The following is a 19,464-nucleotide window of genomic DNA, read 5'->3' as shown; positions in this document are numbered from 1 at the left end:
ACTCCCTGACGTGATCGACATCCTCCCGCGACGACTCCTCGTCGGCGCGCTCTTCTCGGTCGCCCTGGTGATCGTCCTCGGGATGGGGTACATCTTCTCGACCCGGGAGCCGGCCACCGGCCTCCTGGTGATCGCCGCCGGAGTCGGCGGCATCGTCGGGGCCTGGGTGCTGCTGCGGGTCCCCGCGCACTGGCTGCCGGCGATGGCGCTCGCGTTCTTCGCGCTCGTCCCGACGCCGCTGACCCCCTCGACCCTGACGTTCCGCATGACGCTCTGGGCCGTCATCCTCGTGATCTGGGCGATCCGGCGCGGGCTCGCTCCCGAGCTGTGGCGCGCCCCCGTCAAGGCGTGGACCCGCGAGCTCGTGCTCTCCCCGTGGCGGGCCGTGGTGATCCTCGCGTTCATCGCCCTCATGCTCTGGTCGGCCCTGGCGACGGTGCGCAGCTCCTACGCGACCGAGGGCGTCTCGTGGATGTTCAGCTTCGCGATCTGCGTGGGCGTGCCGATGCTCGTCTTCGACGCCCAGCGCGAGGCCGTGCTGCTGCGCAAGACGTGGGTGATCCTCTCGGGGCTGCTCGCCCTCTACGCCGCCCTCGAGCTGGTCGCGCAGAGCTCCCCGATCCTCGGTGCCGTCTACGGCGCCCTCGGCTACGAGCAGGACCAGCACTGGTCGCTCTACCGCGCCGAGATCACCTTCGGCCACCCGCTGCTCGCCGGCACCTTCCTCACGGTGGGCGCCGGTCTCGCGTTCGGCTCCTGGCTCCAGGGCTCCCGCAAGTCGGACCTGCTGCTGGGCATCCTGGCCTCGGGCGGCGTCGTCGCGACCGTCTCGCGCGGACCGATGGCGGCCATCGCCGTCGCGGTCGTCGTCGCGCTCGTCGCCGTGGGCTTCCTCAACCCGAACCGCTCGCTGCTCCGGCCCGGCTCGATCCTGATCGCCGGGCTCGTCGCGGGTGTCGGAGTCCTGAACTTCGAGCCCGTCACCGCCCGCAACAACAACCTCGACGCCTCCATCTCGGCCGGCGCCCGCGACCTCGCGGTGACCGTGTCGCTGAAGGCGGCCGAGCTCACGCACTGGCTCGGCTCCGGAGCGGCGACGTCCGGCATCAGCGGCAGGCGGTTCTCGGACGTCGTCATCGAGAACTCGTTCCTGCAGCTGCTGATCAGCGTCGGCATCCCCGGCCTGCTGCTCTTCGTGATCATGGTGGCCGCGATGTTCGGCGCCACGCTCAGCCGTCGCGACATCGGTCCTGCGGCGGGCCTGCTCGGCTTCATGGTCTGCCTCGCCGGCTACAACGCCATCGACGCGGTCCGCCCCAGCCACCTGCTCCTGGGATTCCTCGTCATCATCTGCCTCAACCCGGTGCACGTCCCCGACTTCTCGAAGGGCATCCGGATGCGCCAGCCCCTCGGGGCGAGGATCTTCGACGCGCCGATGGCCGTCGGGATGCGGGGCGAGCGATGAGCCGCCTCGCCCGCAGGAACGACTCGTCGCCGGCCGCGCTCGTCGTCCAGCAGTCGCTCGCGCCGCCGGACTCGACCACGCAGTACGTCGACTCGATCGTCGACGGCCTGGCGCCCGGCGTCGAGCTGCTGTTCTTCTCCTGGCGCAGCGCCCTGCTCGCCGACTACGACGTGCTGCACGTGCACTGGCCCGAGCTGATGATCCGCGGCCGCAGCCCGCTGCACCGCTTCCTCCGCCGCCGCGCCCTCGACGTGCTGCTGGTGCGCCTCGCGCTCCAGCGCATCCCGCTCGTGCGGACGGTGCACAACCTGCACCCGCACGAGCTCGGTCCCGCCGCCGAGCGCCGCTCGCTGGCCCGGGTCGACCGCGCGACCGACCTGTTCGTCCGCCTGAACCCGACGACCGTCGCTCCCGGCCGGGCGCCCGCCGTCACCGTGCTGCACGGCCACTACCGCGACCAGTTCGCGCAGCACCCGCTGCCCGAGCGCGAGCACGGCCGCGTCCTCTACTTCGGCATCATCCGCCCGTACAAGGGCGTCGTCGAGCTGATGGACGTGTTCCGCGGCGTGGAGGACGACTCCCTCTCCCTGCACGTGGTCGGCAGCCCCAGCACGGGCCAGCGCGAGCTGGTCGAGGAGCGGGCCGCCCGCGACACCCGGGTGCGCACCACGCTCCGCCGGGTCGACGACGCCGAGATGGTCGACGAGATCGGCCGGGCCGAGCTGATCGTCCTTCCCTACCGCGAGATGCACAACTCCGGCTCGATCCTGGTCGCCCTGTCGCTCGGCCGGCCGATCCTGGTGCCTCGCACGCCCACCAACACGGCCCTGGCCGAGGAGGTCGGCAGCGACTGGGTGATCGAGTACGACGGCGAGCTCACCCCCGAGCTGATCACCGCCGCTCTCGAGCGCACGCGCACCCGGCCGCCGGAGGGGCTCCCCGCCCTCTCCGGTCGGGACTGGGACGTGCTCGGACTCCAGCTCAAGAAGGCCTACGAGGGCGCGATCGCCACCAAGAAGGGCTCGACCCGATGACCGGGACCACGCAGAAGCCGTCACCGAGCCTCAGCCGCTCGGCGAGCCGCGGCGCCGCCGTCACCATCGGCGGGCAGGCGATCCGCATCGCCGTCCAGCTGGGCGGCATCGTCATCCTCGCGCGCCTGCTCTCGCCGGCCGACTACGGCCTGCTCGCGATGGTCACGGCGATCATCGGCATCGGCGAGATCTTCCGCGACTTCGGCCTCTCCTCCGCCGCCATCCAGGCGAAGGAGATCACGCCGGGCCAGAAGAGCAACCTGTTCTGGATGAACTCGGGCATCGGCCTCACCCTCACCCTGGTGGTCATCGCGGCCTCCTGGCCGATCGCCGCCCTCTACGGCGACGACCGGCTCCAGCTGCTGACCGTCGTGCTCTCCTCGACGTTCCTCCTCAACGGGATCTCGACGCAGTTCCGCGCCGACCTCGCCCGTCACCTCCGCTTCGTGAAGATCACCCTGGTCGACATCGTCGCCCAGGTGCTGGGCCTCGTGGTCGGCGTGCTGATGGCGCTCGGCGGCGCCGGCTACTGGGCGCTGGCCGGGAGCCAGATCGTGCAGCCGCTCATCAGCGTGCTGATGCTGGTCTTCATCACGGGCTGGCGTCCCGGCCGCTACCGCCGCGGCGAGGCGATGGGCCACTTCCTCCGCTACGGAGGCGGGGTCTTCGCGACCCAGGCGCTGACCTACGTGAGCAAGAACGTCGACTCCGTCATCATCGGCGCGCGCTTCGGCCCGGTCGACCTCGGCCTCTACAACCGCGCGTTCCAGCTGATGATGCTGCCGCTGCAGCAGTTGAACTCTCCGGTGCAGCGCGTGGCACTGCCCGTGCTGTCCAAGCTGCAGGACGAGCGCGAGCGGTTCCGCACGTTCATCCTCTTCGGCCAGTCGGCGATGCTGACGGCGATGGGCCTCGTGCTCGCCGTCCTCGGCTCCCAGTCCGACTCGGTCATCCGGATCCTGGTGGGGGAGCGCTGGCTCGCCTCGGTCCCGATCTTCCAGATCCTGCTCGTGGCCGGGTTCTTCCAGGCCACGGCGTACTGCTCCAACTGGGTGTTCCTCGCCAAGGGTCTCGTGCGCCAGAGCGTCTGGTACAGCCTGGCGACCCGCCCGCTGATGGTCGTCCTGATCCTGCTCGGCTCCAACTGGGGAGTGACGGGCGTCGCCATCGCGTACGCCGGCTCGCTCGCCCTCACCTGGCCGACCGCGCTGATCTGGATCGGCCGCACCTCCGATGCCCCCGTCCGCGAGATGTTCACCAACGGCCTCCGCAGCGGCATCACGTTCGGCTCGATCACGGTGGGCGCCTACTTCTCCACCGTCTGGATCGCCGCCGACCAGCCCGTCCTCCGCCTCCTCCTGGGCGGCGCCGCCGTCCTGGTCGGGGTCGGGCTCTGGATGCTGATCCTCCCCGCGTTCCGCCGCCAGATCCTCAGCCTCGCCGACCTGCGCCGCCACTTCCGCCGCAGCCGCCCGGCCGCCGCTCCGGCCCCGGCCACGGTCGACGCCATCAGCCCCACCGGCGACAGCGCGCTGGTCGACGGAGCCGTCACGGCCGGCATCCCCGACTCCGAGCGGCCTCCCGCCGCCGTTCCTCCCACCGAAAGAGATCGATGAAACTCAAGCTCGGCGTCGTCAAGTCCTGGAAGAAGGACTTCGTCACGACGACCCGCCTGCCCGCCCGACGCGACGCGGCGGTGCTCCGCGCCGCCCTCGCGGACCTCCGACCCGAGCCCGAGTCTCACCTCGTGATCGCCGCTCCCGGCAGCGGCAACATCGGCGACCAGGCCATGCTGGAGGCGTTCCTCGAGAACACCACCGGCCCCGTCGTGGTCGTCCAGCGCTACGCCGGCGACGTCGTGATCCCCGAGGAGCAGGCCGACCGGGTCGAGGTCGTCGAGCTCCCGCACCTGGTCTACGGAGTGGGCGACGCGCACGCCGCCGATCTCCGCGCCTACGCCGCGCTGATCCGCCGCGCCCGCTCGGTCTCGGTCGTCGGCGCCGACATGATGGACGGCAAGTACAGCCTCCGCGGCTCGGTCCGCCGCTCCCTGCTCGCGCAGGCCGCCGCCGAGGCAGGGGTGCCCACGCGCGTCCTCGGCTTCTCCTGGAACGCGGCGGCCCGCCTCGCCGCCCGCCGCTCCCTGATCGCCGCCTCCCGCGCCGGCGTCGTCCCGATGCTCCGCGACCCGCTCTCGGCGGAGCGCGCCCGGAGCATCGGCGTGCAGCGCGTCGAGGAGGTCACCGACATCGTCTTCTCGGCGCGCACCCGCGACCGCAGCTTCCGCGAGGATCTGGGACTGCCCGAGGGCGTCCCCTTCGCGCTCGTGAACGCGAGCGCCCTCGTCGCCGGCATGGTCGACCAGGTGCCGGAGTACGAGCGCATCGTCGACCGCCTGCGCGCGGCCGGCGTTCACGTCGTGCTCCTCCCGCACGTCTCCCGCCCCATCGGCGACGACAAGGTGGCCGTCCGCGCGGTCGCCGAGCGCGTGGGAACCGAGGGCGTCACCGTCGTCGACCGCGTGCTCATGCCCGCCGAGATCCGCGGCCTCGCCGAGGACGCCCTGCTGACCGTCACCGGGCGGATGCACCTCGCGATCATGTCGCTCTCGCTCGGCGTCCCCGCGATCACCCTCGCCACCCAGGGCAAGGTCGAGGGCATCATGCGCCTCATCGGCCTGCCGCAGCTGTGCGTCGAGCCGGTCCCCGGCTTCGCCGACCGCGTCCTCCCGGTGATCGACCGCATCCTCGCGGAGCCGGGCGACGGCGGCGTGCGCGCCACCATCGACTCGGCCATGCCCGAGGTGCGCCGCCTCTCGGCGCTCAACACCCGCGGCCTCGGCGCGGAGGTCGTGCGATGAGCGCGGCGCAGGAGAAGGGACCGCGCATGCGGATCATGTTCGTCGTCACGTCGCTGCACGGCGGCGGGGCCGAGTTCGTCGCCCGCACCTGGATGGGCTGGCTCCTCGAGCAGGGCCACCACGTCGACGTCGTCACCACGTCGGTGAAGGGCACCGACGAGTACCTCCCCGAGGGCGCGGTGCTGCACCGCATCGGCGAGGGCAAGGGCCACGTCGGCAAGGCGCGGATGCTCAAGGAGCTGTTCCGCCGCCGCACCCCCGATGTCGCGGTCGCCCTGCAGGGCTACCCGAACATCGTGCTCCTGGCCTCGGCGGAGATGACCGCGAAGGCGGACCGCCCGAAGACCATCGTGAGCGAGCGCAACCTCGTCTCGCTCGGCATCCCGGGCTTCTCGAAGACCCAGAAGGTGCAGCTCGGGCTCGCCAAGACGCTCTACCGCCGCGCCGACCACGTCATTGCGATCTCGCACCCCGTCGCAGGCGAGCTCGTCGCCGGCTTCGGCGTCTCGGGCGAGCGCTGCACCGTCGTGCCGAACCCGGCGACCGCCAAGGTCGACCGCTCCCGCCAGGTCTCGCGCACCCCCGGCACCGCGGCGGGCCTGCAGATCGTGCTGCCCTGCCGCCTCGTCGTCCAGAAGCGCCCCGAGCTCGCGATCCTCGCGGCCGAGGAGCTGGAGCGCCGCGGCATCCCCGCGAAGGTCGTCTCCTTCGGCGGCGGCCCGCTGCTCGGCAGCATGAAGGCGGAGGCGACCGCGCGCGGCGTGGACTTCCAGGACATGGGCTGGGTCGAGGACTGGTTCCACCACTTCGACGAGAACGCCGTCGTGCTGCTCCCGTCGCTGCGCGAGGGCTTCGGCAACGTGCTGGTCGAGGCGGCCGCCGCCGGCGTCCCCTCGGTCGCCGTGTCCGGGGCGCTCGGAGTCGCGGACGCGATCGTCCCCGGCCTGACCGGCGAGCTCGCGCTCACCCCCTCCGCCTCCGACCTCGCCGACGCGCTGATCCGCGCGAGCGAGCTCGAGATCACCGGCATCGACCGCTGGCTCGACCGCTTCTCGCTGGAGTCCAGCGGCCGCGACCTCGAGACGGTGCTCCGCCGGGTCGTGGGGCAGAAGTGACCCTCGTCTCGGTGGTGGTCCCGGCGCACCAGGAGGAGGCGCACCTCGCCTCGGCCCTGGAGCGCCTGCTGCGGCAGACCCACGCCGAGCTCGAGATCCTCGTGGTCGACGACGCCTCGACCGACGGGACCGAGGCGATCGGCCGCGCGTTCGCCGAGGAGCACGAACGGATCCGCTACCTCCGCCAGGACGAGAACCAGGGCGTCGCGGCCGCTCGCGAGCGCGCTGTCGGCCAGGCCGCCGGCGAATGGGTCTGGCTGGTCGACGCCGACGACGAGTGGCCGGAGACCGCGGTCGAGGCCATGCTCACCGCGGGGGAGGCGGGCCCCGCCGACGTGGTGGTCGCCCAGGCGGTCACGGTCGACGCCACCGGATCCACGCCCGTCGGCTCCCTGCGCGGCCCGCTCGCGCTCTCGGGCCGGGGCGCCTTCACCGCGCTCCTGGTCGGGGAGCTGACCGGGCACCTCTGGAACAAGTTGTTCCGCCGCGAGCTGTTCGACGGCATCGACTTCACGCGGATCCGCCAGCACTCGGACCAGGCGCAGGTCGCGCAGCTGCTCGCCGCGGCCGACGAGGTCGTCGTCGTCCCCGACTCCGTCTACGAGTACCGCCTCCGCTCCGGCTCGATCATCCGCTCGGGCGCGAAGCGCGCCGACTCGCTCGCCGGGCTCGCCGCCGTGATCGAGCGGACGGCCCGCGGGCTCGACCCGCGCCTCCTCGACTCGCAGGACTACTCCTACTACCGCGCGCGCTTCTCCCTGCTCTCCCGCTTCAAGGACGCCACCTCGGGCGCGCACAGCCCCGAGGAGGCCGACCGGCTCTGGCGGGCCGCGCACGACGAGGCGGGGCTCCGGCACCTGGTCGCGCTCGTGCGCCGGCGCGACCTCAAGCGCTCCGTCCTCTTCGGGCTCGCCGCCGCGGCGCCCGCGCTCTACCGAGCGGCGATGAGCGCCGGGAACGGACGCCGGTGACCGTCGTCTCCATGGTGAGCGGAGAGGCCGGAGTGCGCTTCCCGGCAATCGAGTCCTCGTCACTATTCCGTCGAATGTGCGGCGCGGACGATACACCCTTAGTCTTGATCCTCGGTCGCATTCTGCGACCGAGCCTGCGTCCTTCTCTGAGCCTTGTTCACCTCGGATGGAATTCACGAGCGGTACGACCGGGCACAAGGGGGAGAGAATGAAGCTGCTGAAGCCTGCGGGCGGGGCCCGACGCGAATGGGTGGATTTCGCCAAGGGTGCCGCCATCTTGATGGTCGTGTACTACCACACGTCGTTGTACCTCGGTGACATCGGGGTCGAGAACACTCTCGGCCGCATCAAGGTCGTGTTCGAGCTGTTCCCGATGCCCCTCTTCTTCCTGGTGTCCGGTCTCTTCGGCTCGCGCATCCGCACCTGGAGCTTCGGCGACCTCTGGCGCCGCAGGCTGTACCCGCTGCTCTGGCTCTACGTGGTCTGGTCCGTGATCCGCATGGCCTTCTACCTGGTCGTGCCGCTCGCGAACGGCGGACTCGGCGAGCTCCCCGCGACCGACCCGCTCAACCTGCTCCTGCTGTTCTTCTGGCCCAGCAGCAGCTACTGGTTCATCTACGGCCTCGTGCTCTTCACGCTCGGCGCGTGGCTCCTGCGCAAGGTCGACCACCGCGTGCAGGTCGCCCTCGCCGCGGTGATGGGGACGATGTTCACCACCGGTCTCCTCAACACGACCAACGTGGGCTGGAACCGCATCGGCGCCCTGTTCGTCTTCTTCCTGGTGGGCACGCTCTACTCGAAGAGGATCATCGACTTCGTCGAGCAGAAGGGGAGCCGCGCGTTCCTCTACGTCACTCCGGTCTTCGTCGTGCTGAGCGCGGTGCTCTTCCTCTTCCCGATCCGCTGGGTGCCGTTCCTCGCCCTCGCCGGCCAGATGGCCGCCGTCGCGATGGGCATCCTCGTGTCGCGGGCCCTCTCCCGAGTGCGATTCCTGAACTTCTTCACGATCTGCGGCGAGCGCAGCCTGCACATCTACCTGCTGCACCTCTACTTCATCGTGATCGCCATCACGATCCTGCGGGTGATCCTCCCCGAGGACCGCTCCGAGATCGGCGGCTTCGAGGTGCCGCTGCTGCTGGTCGTGATGGTGCTCGCGGTCGTCCTCTCGCTCTTCGTGACCCGCTACCTCTCGAAGGTCAAGTGGATCTACGTCCCCCCGGCCGCCCTCGGCGGCCCCGGCAAGCGGCGCAAGCCCGTGCCCGTCCCTGCGCGCGGCCCCGGAGTCGTCTCCGATCCCGTCGCGGTCCCGGCCGATGAGCCCGGCACCTCCCCCAGTTACGAGAAGAAGAGAGCGGAGTCCCACGAGTGAAGACGACACGAGCACGCAGAGCCGGAGTCCTGGCGGCCGTCGTGGCCGTCGCCCTCGGGCTGGCCGGCTGCTCCTCGCAGCCCGAGCCCGTCCGCACGCCCGACGGCTTCACGACGGAGAAGGCGATCGAGTACCGCTCGGTCGACGGCGTCTCGCTGAAGGCCGACGCCTGCCTCCCCACCGCGGGCGGCACCGACCGCCCCGCGCTGCTGATGCTGCACGGCGGAGGGTTCGTCGACGGCGCCCGCGACGAGGGCGGGATGACCGAGCTCTGCGAGTACTACGCCGAGCGCGGCTTCGTCTCGGTCTCCGTCGACTACCGCCTCCTCCAGGACAGCCGGTACCCCGGCCAGATCGAGGACGCGCAGGCCGCCGTGGAGTGGCTGCGCGAGCCCGCGCAGGTCACGCGCTTCGGCCTCGACCCCGCCCGCATCGGCGTGATGGGCAGCTCCGCCGGAGCGATCATCGGAGCGACCATGGGCACGCTCGGCGAGGGCTCCCTCACCGAGGGCTCGCGGGTCAAGACGGTCGTCGCCTTCTCGGCGGTCGCCGACATGACCGAGACCGGGATGTCGCTGGGCACGCCGGTGCCCGAGGCGAAGGAGCAGATCCTCTCCTACCTGAACTGCGACGAGATCGACTCGACGACCTGCCCGCAGAGCATCCCCGCGTCGCCGATCACCTCGGTCGACTCCACGGACGCCCCGCAGATCTGGCTGACCTCCGAGGACGAGCTCGTCCCGGTCGAGCAGGCCGACGCGATGCAGGTCGCCCTGCAGGACGCCGGAGTGGCGTCCGAAGTCGGCGTGGACGGCTCCGGCCACCACGGGCTCCAGAACAACACCCCGAACAACAAGAAGGCGATCCTCGCCTTCCTGCAGGCCCACCTCTGATCCACCGCTCCCGCGCGAAACCTCGCGGCCGGTTCCGCGCAACGCGGACGACACATCACGACGCTACAGTCAGACCCCCTGCACTCCGGTGCAGTCGACGAAAGGGACACCACACACCATGACCTTGAACGGACTGTTCGCCGGCATCGGCCGGAGGTGGGTCTACATCGTCGCCTTCGCTCTGCTCGGCGCCGTGGCGGCCCTGGTACTCAACGCCGTCCTCCTCCCGCAGTACAAGGCGGACGCACGCGTGTACGTCGCGGTCTCCTCGTCCGGAGTCCTCTCGACCGCGGACCGGGTCGCGGCCAACAGCGCCGCCTCCCAGGCCACGGTCACCTCCGTCGCCCTCGGCACCTCGGACACCGTCCTGCAGGGCGTCATCGACGGCCTCGGCATCGACGAGCCCATCGAGGAATTCGCCAAGCGCGTGACCGTCCTCGCCGAGCCGGAGTCCGTGGTCATCACGATCTCGGCCACCGACCCCTCGCCCGAGCAGGCCGCGGTCATCGCCAACGCGGTCGCCGCCCAGCTCGACGCGGCCGTGAAGGGCGCCGATCCGGCGACCACCACGAACGGCGTCGCCGTCCCGCAGATCCAGCTCCAGGTGCTCAGCCAGGCGCTCCCGCCGGAGCTGCCGGTCACCGGTGGCATCCTCGTCCTGCTCGCGCTCGGCATCCTCGGCGGCGCCGTGGTCGGCGTGGGAGTGGCGATCGTGATGACCGCCCTCGACCGCCGCCTCCGCAGCGGCGACGACGTCCGCTCCGCGATCGACCGGCCGCTGCTGGGCATCGTCCCGGTCAAGGCCACCAAGCTCGACGAGATGCTGAACTCGACCGAGATCCCGGCCCGCTACTCGGCCGTGGCGTTCGAGCTCTCCGCCATCGCGCGCACCCGCTCGTACTCCTCCTTCGCGATCGCCCCGGCGTCCGAGAAGACCCCGCACACCGCCAGCGCGGTGCTGCTCGCCAAGGCGCTGGCCGTGCTCGGCTCGTCCGTCGTGATCGTGGACGGCACCGCCGAGGGCTCGGCTCTCGCTTCCGCCTCGGGCGGACGCCCGGGCCTGCGCGAGGTGCTCGCCGGAGCCGCCTCGCTCGACGACGCGATCATCAAGCGCTCGACCGACCGCGTCGACCTGCTCCCCGCGGGCGGCGCCCAGGCCGGTACGCCGATGCCGACCGACGCCCTCCGCGCGCTGGTCGAGGAGCTCGAGAAGGTCTACGACATCGTCCTGATCGTCACCGGCACCCTCGGCGCGACCGAGCAGTCGCCGACCTTCCGCGGCGTGGCCGACGGAGCCGTCCTCGTCCTGATCGAGGGCAAGGTCGACTCGCCCCAGGCCGCCGCCGACGTGCACTGGATCGAGACCGCCGGCACCCCCGTGGTCGGCGCGGTCGTCCTGGCCCGCCACAAGCTGCAGAAGGCCCCCGCGATCGTCTGATCGCGTCCTCGCACGCTGCGGAAGAGCGCACCCCGGCCCCGGCCGCGGTGCGCTCTTCTGCGTCCGGGGACTGCGCCGCTTGTCCGGGCAGGCCCGTGCGGGCTCTGCGAGGCCTGGCCGGCGCGTCCGCCCTCCCAGCCTCTCCAACGCCCGCCGTGGCCGGACCGGACCCTTCTCCGTCCCCCGCGAGCCCGCTCACCCCGCGAGTCCGCACGAGTCGCGGTAGTCGCGCGCGAGCACGCCGACTTCCGCGGACTCGAGAGGAGGCGGCGTCCCCGTCCTAGGCCAGCGGGCTCTCCGGGGCGGGCCCGTGCGGGCTCTCCAGGGCATGGCCGGCCCCTCCGGACCTCCTCCGGCCTCTCCAGCGCCCGCCGTGGCCGGACCAGGTGCCTCACCGGCTCCCGGGAGCCCGCTGAGACCGCGAGGCCGCAGAAGTCGCGGTACCCGCGCGCGACTCCGCCCACTTCTGCGTGCTGGAGAGGCGCGGGCGCGTCAGCCGGGCTCTGATCGCGTCACCGTCCGACCGGCCCACTCCTGCGGCCCCGGAGACGCCGAGCGCCCGCCCGCGCCCTCGCGAGTCCGCGGTGGTCGCGGTCGTCGCGCGCGACCCCGCCGGCTCCCGCGTGGTCGGCGGGAGGCGGGCACACGCAGAACCGCCGCCGTCGAGGGGACGACGGCGGCGGTTCTGCGCGCGGGGAGCGGATCAGGTCACGGCGTGCAGGCCACGTTCCCGATCAGGTCCTTCCCGGAGTTGGAGCAGCTCAGCGTGTTTCCGCTGGTGGACCAGTTGGACGGCTGGTGGAGGTAGACCACCGCGTTGCTGGTCTTCAGCGCGAGGTTGCCGCTGATGGTGTTGTCGTTGCCCGAGCCGTCGGCGCGGGTGATCACCTGGTAGCCGTAGGTGGTGGTGCCCGCGGCGGAGTTGCCCGCGGCCAGCCAGCTGTTGCCCGAGACCAGGATCAGCGAGACGACGTCCGAGGCGAGCCGCGATCCGCCGAGGACCGTGTTCCCGATGATGTCGCCGTCGAGGGTGCCCTCCTTGGCCTCGATCGGCTCGGCGCCGGTGTCGCTGATCGCGTTGTCGACGACCGCGATGCGGGCCGTGCGGTCAGGGTTGCAGCTGTTGTACTCGCACCAGTTGCGGTCGGAGGTGCCGACGTAGACGCCCTCGCCGTACTTGGCGGAGACGAGGCCGGTGCGGCGGATGGTGCTGCCGACGATCAGGGAGTCGGTGGTCTGGCTGCGGAAGTGGACCGCCTCGTAGCCGATCTCGCTCACCGTCAGGCCGGCCATCTGGACGCCCTTGCTGGCGAGCACCTGGATGCCCTGGAAGGAGCTGCGGACTGAGAAGCCCACGAGGTGCACGTCGCTCACCGTGTTCAGGATGAGCGCGGTGCCGCTCGAGGTGGATCCGGAGGTGAGGACCGCGTTGGGCGAGCCGCAGATCCAGATCGACCCGGGCTGGGCGGCGGTGCCGCGGAGGGCGAACTTGCCGGTGTAGACGCCGTCGGCCAGGCGGATGACGTCGCCGGAGGAGGGGTTGGTCAGGGCCGTGACGAGCTGCGCCGAGGTCGACACCGTCTTGGTGGCGGCGGGGCAGTCGAAGGCCGCGAGCAGCGAGGCGCGGGAGGCGAGGAGGTCGGCCGTGGTGGTGGCCGACTCCTTCAGCCGCGAGTCGCGGCCGGCGTCGTCGGTCGCCGAGACGGTGTACGTGTAGGCGCGTCCCGCCTCGGCGGTCTCGTCGCGATACTGGCGCACCGGGTCGGCGACGGTGCCGACGACCGTGTCGCCGGAGCCGTCCTCGTTCGAGCGGTGCACGTCGTACGAGACGACCCGGGAGCTGAAGGGCGCGTCCCAGGCGACGGTGTAGCCGTCGGTCAGGGGGGAGAGCTCCACGGCGTCGGTCGCGAGGCCGTCCTCGGCGAGGACGAACGCGTCGATGATCAGGTTCTTGTCGGTCGACTGGGAGTTCTTCGTCCCCGTGTAGGAGATGGTCACGGTGTGCGTGCCCTCGGCGAGGTCGGTCGTCTCGTAGACCGGCACCTGGTACTGCGCGGTCGAGCTGTAGCGGTCGACCTTGGTGACGGGTCCGCCGTCGACCGAGACCGCGGCGATGCCGGAGGAGGAGGTCTTCCGGCTGATCCAGCGCCACGACGTGCCGACGAAGGTGAACTTCACTGATCCTGCGGAGGTCAGGTACTTCATCCCGCCGCCGCTGTCGCCGCCCGCCATCGATCTCCACGAGCCGGTGTACTGCAGCGCGGGGTCGGTCTCCTGCACGAGGAGGCTGGTCGCTCCGGAAGGATCGAGCACGGGGCCGTCGTCCTCGCCGCCGCCGGTCTCGTCGGTCGGCTCCTCGGTGGCGGGAGTCGCGCGGGTGATGTCGAACGCGTCGATGACCAGGTTCTTGTCGCTCGCGGAGCTGTTGGCCGTGCCGCTCCAGGCGATCTTGACCGTGTGGACGGTGTCGGCGAGGTCCTTCTTCGTGAACACCGGGACCTGGTACGCCGTGGTCTTCGTGTACCGGTCGACCGAGGTGCTCGCGCCGTCGACCGTGACGGTGGCGATGCCGGCGGAGGCGGTGGTGCGGCTGACCCAGCTGAAGCCGGTGCCGCGGAAGCTGAACGAGACGGAGCCGGTGCTGTTGAGGAACTTGATCCCGCCGCCGCTGTCGCCGCCCGTCATCGTGCGCCACGAGCCGCTGTAGGTCAGCGAGGAGTTCGTCTCCTGGATCCGCGTGCTCTGCCCGGCGCCCGGGTCGAGAGTGGCCGCGGAGGCGGCGGGCGCCGTGAGGGGAGCGACCAGGATGCCGAGAGCGGCGATCAGAGCGGTGGTGAGGGAGAGGCGTGCGCGTCGTCGGCGAGGGCGGGTCGGGTCTGGCGTCGTCTGAGGATTCACGATCGGCTCCGGGTCTTCGAGGGGGCGTCGGGGGCGGTTCGAGGGGGCTGCTCAAGGGGGTGGTGCTGGTCCTCCCGACGCTATAGACGGGCCTTGCGACTGATGGCTGGATGAGACGGATTCAGGTTGTAGTACCCCATTCGGGCGTGGTGGTCGGGCTTATATCCGCGATTCCGCTGAAGGACTGGCGGACCGCCGCGCATGCGTGTATACGGAACGGTCACACGCGCTGTCGACGACGGATCGGAGGGCGGATGTCGGATCGGGAGGGGACTCCGGGAATGCCCGTCCGCGGAATGGACGAGGGGGAGTGCTGCTCGGTCGAGGAACGGCGACCCTACCCGGCGACTCTGGACACGGCCCCGGGCCGGGCCGCTGGGCGAGAGAATTGACCGGGCGTTCACCGGGCCGACCCCTCGCCGAAACACTGCGATGATGGGCTCTCCACTGGTGATCGCCGTCGCACCCGCGTCGCGGATCACCCGCCGCGGGCGAGCGGCGGTCCCGACGAGAGGGAGGACGCGATGGACACGGCCACGACCGCGACCGGCGACCGCCCGTCCACCCCGCCGTCCCGGGAGCGACCGAGATGCCCCCGGGTCCGCGCTCGCACCGTGATCGGACGGCTCCTGCTCGTCCCCCTCGTGGTGCTCGCCCTCTTCGGCGCCGGGATCCCGCTCTACGTCACGCCCCCGATCGACCCGATCCCTGAGCAGGCGGACGCGGTCTTCGTGCTGGGCCCCTCCACGAGGGCACGCGTCGAGTTCGCCCGCCGGATCATCACCTCCGGGGCGACGGACACGATGGTGCTCTCGGTCGGCCCCGGCGAGATGAACGCTCCCTACGAGGCCAAGAAGTACAAGAAGTGCAACGAGCCCGGCGGCGACGTCCTCTGCTACTCCGCCGACCCGCTCACGACCCAGGGAGAGGCCCGGCAGCTGCGCGACATGGCCGAGCAGTACGGCTGGGACCACGTCATCGTGATCACCAACGCCTCCCACCTCGTGCGCGCCGAGATGATCATCGAGCGCTGCTACTCCGGCGAGCTCTCGATGGTGCCCTCGGGCGAGCCGATGGGCCTGGACTACCTGGTGAACCAGTACGTCTACCAGACCGGCGCGTTCCTCAAGGCCTTCCTGGTCACCAACGGCTGTTGACGCGAGCACTCCTCCTCGAGCCGCCGAGCCCGCCTGCGCTAGTCTGCCCGGGGCGCCATCGGCCCCGAGCCCGCTCCTGCGGAGCCCGGCCGGCCCGGCCCACGACGGCAGCGCGGCAGGAGGATCGACCGGGGAGACCCGCGACGCTCCCCGCTCCGCACCGGTCACCCCCACGCGAACCCCTCCGAAAGGCCCGCCCGTGACACCTGCCCGATCGATCTTCGCCGTCGGCCGCGGCCAGTACGAGAACATCGGCGACATCATCCTGCGTCGCCAGCTCCTCGACTGGCTCCGCGAGTCGGGTCCGCTCCACGTCTACGTGGGCCACTCGCCGTGGGGCTACGACGACGGCCTGCGCCTGGGCCCGGACGACACGGTGTACCGCTCGCTCCTGCGCTGGTACGCGGCGCTCGCCCGCGAGGCCCTCGCCGGCCGGGCGAACTCGGTGTTCAAGCCGGGAGAGATCCAGCTGACCCTGATCGGGATGAAGGAGCACCTCGTGATGCTCCCGGGCATCGCCCTCGTGCGCCTCGGCGGCGGCCGCGTGATCCGCGCCGGCGTGGGCACCCGCAACTTCGCCCCGCTGCCCCGCGCGATCATGTGGCCCTCGATGGCGCTCTCGAGCTACACCCGCTGGCGCGACGACAAGACGGCCGGCTACATGCGCGTCGGCGCCGCCATGCCCGACCTCGGCTACGGCGAGGGCTCGAGCGACGCGGAGCTGACCGCGTTCGCCGCGCAGCCCGACGAGGAGCGGCGCGTTCTGGTCCTCTCCCTCCGCGAGGACCACGAGGTGGACGCCCGCCCCTACCCCGAGCAGGAGTGGCTGGCCGCGATCAAGGGCTTCGCCGAGCGCGAGGACCTCGACATCGTCGTCGTCACGCAGGTCGCCGTCGACGCCGAGCGCTCCCGCCGTCTCGCCGCCGACCTCGACGCGGACATCCTCGACTGGGATCCGGCGCACACCCACGACGAGCACGAGATCCTGCTGCGCGAGCTCTACCGCACGGCCCGCGTCGCGATGAGCGACCGGCTGCACGTGATCATCATGGCGTTCACCGAGGGCGCGGCCCCGGTGAGCCTGCAGATGGACGGATCGACGAAGGCCTCGCGCCACTTCGAGACCATCGGGATCCACGACGTCACCGTCGACATGTCCCGGACGACCCCGGCCGCCGGCGTCGAGACCTTCTTCGCCGTGGTCGCCCGCCGGAGCGAGCTGCTCGAGAAGCTGCTCGTCGCCCGCGGACGCCTCCGCGGCGTCCGCGACGACATCCAGGCGCTGCTCGCCGTGCCGCCCCGCAGCCGCCCGGCCGCCGCGGCAGCCCCTGCCGGCCCGAAGACGCGGGTGTATCACGTCGGCCGCAGCGGAGAGGTCCCCGGAGGCATGACGCAGGTCGTCAACGGGTACCTCCGCTGGCCGTTCGAGCGCTCGGACGTCCGGGTGATCTCCTCCCGGACCGCTCCGGGCGAGCACGTCGCCGCGGCCCGCCTGGCCGCCGGCGCCGCCGCCCGCATCGTCGCGATCGCGCGCCGGGAGCCCGGCTCCGTGATCGTCGTCCACCTCTCGGAGCGCGGCTCGTTCCTCCGCGAGGGGTCCCTCCTCCGCCTCGCGCACCGTCTCGGACTGCGCACGGTCGCCCACCTGCACGGCAGTGAGTTCGCCGCCTTCACCGCCGCGCACCCGCGCCTGGTGAAGGACGTGCTGCGCAGCGCGGACGAGATCATCTCGCTCTCGGAGGAGACCTCGGCGATCTGCCGCCGCTACGTCCCCGCCGAGCGCGTGCACCTCGTGCCCAACGCGCTCGAGCAGGGCACCCCGCGCGAGAAGACCCGCACCGTCGTCTTCGGCGGCGTCGTCAGCCACCGCAAGGGCGTCGACGTGCTGCAGAAGGCGTGGGCGCAGGTCGAGGGCAAGGAGGGCTGGCGCCTGCTTGTCGCCGGTCCGATCCGCGAGCCGGAGGTCGTCGACCGCGGCGTCCCGGGGATCGAGTTCCTCGGCTCGCTCGAGAACGCCCGCCTGCTCGCCCTGCTCGACGAGGCGTCCATCGCCGTCCTGCCCTCGCGCGACGAGGCGATGCCGATCTTCATCCTCGAGGCCCTCGCCCGCGACGCGGCCGTCGTCTCGACCGCGGTCGGCGGCATCCCCGAGGTCCTCGGCGACGGCTGCGGCCGCGTGGTCGCGCCCGGAGACGTCGAGGGCCTCGCCGCCGCGCTGACCGAGCTCATAACCGACGAGGACGCCCGGGCCGAGGTCGTCGAGAAGGCCGGGGCGCGCTTCCGCGAGCGCTTCTCCGCCGACGCCGTGTTCCCGCGGGTCGAGGAGGTCTGGCTCGGCTGAGCCGCCTGCGACTTCGCCCCGGATCGCGCCCCGGGCCCCGCTCCGGGCCTGGGCGGAGCCGCGGGAGCGTAAAATCGCTGGAGTCCGCGTCGCCGTGCCGTCGCGCGCCCAGCCGTCCGCTCCCGGACGCCTTCTCCCTCCATCCCAGAGAGGCTCGACCGTGGCCATCGCCGCCGACTCCGACCGCCGCCTGTGGACCCTGCCCCTCGCGCGCGCCGTGATCGCGGCGGTCGCCGGCTGTGTCGTCACCTTCTCACCCGACCACGGGCCCGCCTTCGGCCTCGCCGTCTTCGGCGGCTTCGCGATCGCGACCGGCGCCGTCTCGCTCGCCCTCGGGCTCCGCAGCTGGAGCGGCCGGGCCCGCCCGCTCGCCCTCGGCTCCGCGGTGCTCACCCTGGTCGCCGGAGTCGCGGCGCTCGTCGCGCTCCCGGTCGCCAACCTGCTCTCCTTCGTCGCCCTCGTCGCCGGCTGGGCGCTGCTCTCCGGCTTCCTCGAGTTCTCGAGCGGCCGCCGCGGTCAGGGCCTCGCCGCCCGCGACTCCGTGATCGTCGGCGTCGGCACGATGCTCCTCGGCGCCGCCTTCGGACTCCTCCCGCCCCACCCCGTCGTCACCGTCGGCCTCCTCGGCGCCTACGCCGTGATGGTCGCCGTGTTCCTCGCCATCGCGGCGTTCTCGCTCAAATGGGCCGCCGGCGCCGACGCAGCCACCGGACACGATCCCGTCGCCCCCACGACACCGACCTCCGGAGGAGACCGATGACCGCCGAAGGCCAGCAGCCCGACCCCGCCTCTCCCGCCGACCGCGCCTCGGCGGCCGACTCCGCCCCGGCGCGCGACCCCGGCGAGTTCACGCCCCGCACGTTCCAGCCGACCCGCAAGGACCGCCTGCGCCCGCTCGAGCTCATCGGCTTCTCCGCGGTGATGGCGGCCTTCGTCGGCCTGGTCGTCATGCTCTCGACCCGCGAGCCGGTCGTCGCGCTCATCTCGTTCGGCGTCGCCTTCATTGTCGTGCTCGTCGCGATCGCCATGTTCTCACTGACCTTCAAGCCGGACGAGGCCGAGATCGCGGACATCGACGAGCAGGACTCCGCTCACTAGGTGAGGGACGGCTCCGCCGCTCCCAGTCGGCCGGGAGCACGCCGCGCGGGCGGATAGTCCCTTCCGCCGCGCATGCTGATCGAGCAGTCGGGAGGGCGTCTCGAGATCCCGCCTGCGCACGCGGGCGCCGCTTCCGCGTCGGTGGTCGCGCGTAGCGTGCGGAGGGTGGCGGAGGCGATCGGGCGATGGTGGCAGAGGCGGCGGTTCTCGCGCGGCGCCGACGTCCCCTACGCGGTCGGCACCTACCGGGAGGCGTGGGCGTCCTACCCCGTCCTGGTGCGGCAGTACCGGCCCGAGTACAACGAGGGCATCGTGCTCAGCCAGATCCCGCCCGCGGCCGACGTGTACCTGTGCTGGCTCTGCGACGCCGGGCATGTCTTCGTCGCCACCCCCGAGGAGCAGCGCCACCGTCCCGGCCGGGAGCGGCGCCGCTCCTCCTGGTGCCCCGACTGCGCCGAGCTCGCCTCGCCGCGCCTGCCCCGGGCCGCGCCGATGATCGGCGGTCGGCTCGCCGAGGTGCTCGCGCCGACGTCCGCCCCCGGCGACGGCTCCTTCGTCCTCCTGGCGCCGCCCGCCGTGATCGCGCGGGGGCTCCCGACGCCCGCGTCGCCCACCGGCCGCGGGTCCGCGTCACCCGCCGACCCGAGCGGATCCGCGCCCGCCGCGTCGTCGACTCCTCCGTCCGCTCGATCCACCCCTCCAGCTGCCGCCGCTCCGGCCGCGCTCCCGCCGCGGAAGGTCGGCGACTGCTCGGTCGCGCCGAGGGTGCCGGTGACGATCAGGACGATGTCGTAGACCTTCTCGAGCTCCTCGACCAGCGCGCGG

15 protein-coding genes are annotated in these 19,464 nt (G+C 72.0%); 14 read left to right on the top strand and 1 reads right to left on the bottom strand.

What is annotated here, in order from left to right; translation table 11 throughout:
* Positions 1-10 precede the first annotated feature (10 nt).
* From C5C50_RS08625 to C5C50_RS08585, 9 genes are all read left to right on the top strand, one after another.
* Entirely contained in the window at positions 11-1,465 is a 1,455-nt protein-coding gene (locus tag C5C50_RS08625; RefSeq protein WP_104273265.1) for an O-antigen ligase, read from the top strand.
* Entirely contained in the window at positions 1,462-2,499 is a 1,038-nt protein-coding gene (locus tag C5C50_RS08620) for a glycosyltransferase (RefSeq protein WP_104226616.1), read from the top strand. Before C5C50_RS08625 ends, C5C50_RS08620 begins: the two co-directional genes overlap by 4 nt.
* Positions 2,496-4,115, top strand: coding sequence for a lipopolysaccharide biosynthesis protein (locus C5C50_RS08615; RefSeq protein WP_104263234.1), 1,620 nt, complete (start codon positions 2,496-2,498; stop codon positions 4,113-4,115). The genes C5C50_RS08620 and C5C50_RS08615 overlap by 4 nt, the downstream gene beginning before the upstream one ends.
* The gene (locus C5C50_RS08610; protein WP_104260673.1) at positions 4,112-5,359 is read left to right on the top strand and encodes a polysaccharide pyruvyl transferase family protein; all 1,248 of its coding nucleotides are present in this window, start codon (positions 4,112-4,114) and stop codon (positions 5,357-5,359) included. Before C5C50_RS08615 ends, C5C50_RS08610 begins: the two co-directional genes overlap by 4 nt.
* Positions 5,356-6,474, top strand: a complete 1,119-nt coding sequence (locus C5C50_RS08605) for a glycosyltransferase (protein WP_104226619.1) — start codon at positions 5,356-5,358, stop codon at positions 6,472-6,474. The genes C5C50_RS08610 and C5C50_RS08605 overlap by 4 nt, the downstream gene beginning before the upstream one ends.
* The gene (locus C5C50_RS08600; RefSeq protein ID WP_104273264.1) at positions 6,471-7,445 is read left to right on the top strand and encodes a glycosyltransferase family 2 protein; all 975 of its coding nucleotides are present in this window, start codon (positions 6,471-6,473) and stop codon (positions 7,443-7,445) included. The genes C5C50_RS08605 and C5C50_RS08600 overlap by 4 nt, the downstream gene beginning before the upstream one ends.
* Positions 7,446-7,653: 208 nt before the next feature.
* Entirely contained in the window at positions 7,654-8,814 is a 1,161-nt protein-coding gene (locus C5C50_RS08595) for an acyltransferase family protein (protein WP_181027202.1), read from the top strand.
* Positions 8,811-9,707: an alpha/beta hydrolase gene (locus tag C5C50_RS08590; RefSeq protein WP_104273263.1), complete on the top strand. Its 897-nt coding sequence runs from the start codon at positions 8,811-8,813 to the stop codon at positions 9,705-9,707. The genes C5C50_RS08595 and C5C50_RS08590 overlap by 4 nt, the downstream gene beginning before the upstream one ends.
* 118 nt (positions 9,708-9,825) lie before the next feature.
* Positions 9,826-11,145 carry a Wzz/FepE/Etk N-terminal domain-containing protein gene (locus tag C5C50_RS08585; RefSeq protein WP_104233544.1) on the top strand — a complete coding sequence of 440 codons (1,320 nt, stop codon included), beginning with the start codon at positions 9,826-9,828 and terminating at the stop codon, positions 11,143-11,145.
* A 708-nt stretch (positions 11,146-11,853) separates the two neighbouring features.
* Here the strand turns inward: C5C50_RS08585 and C5C50_RS08580 are convergent.
* Positions 11,854-14,043 (bottom strand): hypothetical protein, encoded by a 2,190-nt coding sequence (locus C5C50_RS08580; RefSeq protein ID WP_104260675.1) that lies wholly within the window; start codon positions 14,041-14,043, stop codon positions 11,854-11,856.
* Positions 14,044-14,657: 614 nt separating this feature from the next.
* Between C5C50_RS08580 and C5C50_RS08575 the strand changes: the two genes are divergently transcribed.
* The 5 genes from C5C50_RS08575 (at position 14,658) to C5C50_RS17425 (ending at position 19,434) form a co-directional block, all read left to right on the top strand.
* The gene (locus C5C50_RS08575; protein ID WP_146084859.1) at positions 14,658-15,200 is read left to right on the top strand and encodes a YdcF family protein; all 543 of its coding nucleotides are present in this window, start codon (positions 14,658-14,660) and stop codon (positions 15,198-15,200) included.
* A gap of 199 nt (positions 15,201-15,399) precedes the next feature.
* On the top strand, positions 15,400-17,541 hold the full coding sequence (locus C5C50_RS08570) for a glycosyltransferase family 4 protein (RefSeq protein ID WP_104273262.1): 2,142 nt from the start codon (positions 15,400-15,402) through the stop codon (positions 17,539-17,541).
* A 160-nt stretch (positions 17,542-17,701) separates the two neighbouring features.
* Positions 17,702-18,301 (top strand): DUF308 domain-containing protein, encoded by a 600-nt coding sequence (locus C5C50_RS08565; RefSeq protein WP_104225185.1) that lies wholly within the window; start codon positions 17,702-17,704, stop codon positions 18,299-18,301.
* Positions 18,298-18,639, top strand: coding sequence for a hypothetical protein (locus C5C50_RS17275; protein ID WP_258059918.1), 342 nt, complete (start codon positions 18,298-18,300; stop codon positions 18,637-18,639). The genes C5C50_RS08565 and C5C50_RS17275 overlap by 4 nt, the downstream gene beginning before the upstream one ends.
* Positions 18,640-18,804: 165 nt before the next feature.
* Positions 18,805-19,434, top strand: coding sequence for a hypothetical protein (locus C5C50_RS17425; RefSeq protein ID WP_181133906.1), 630 nt, complete (start codon positions 18,805-18,807; stop codon positions 19,432-19,434).
* The last annotated feature ends 30 nt before the right edge of the window (positions 19,435-19,464 follow it).

The organism is Rathayibacter sp. AY1D9 (assembly GCF_002932395.1).
Lineage (GTDB): Bacteria > Actinomycetota > Actinomycetes > Actinomycetales > Microbacteriaceae > Rathayibacter.
Note: the sequence above shows the minus strand (reverse complement) of the source record. Positions and strands in the feature narration are given on the sequence as shown.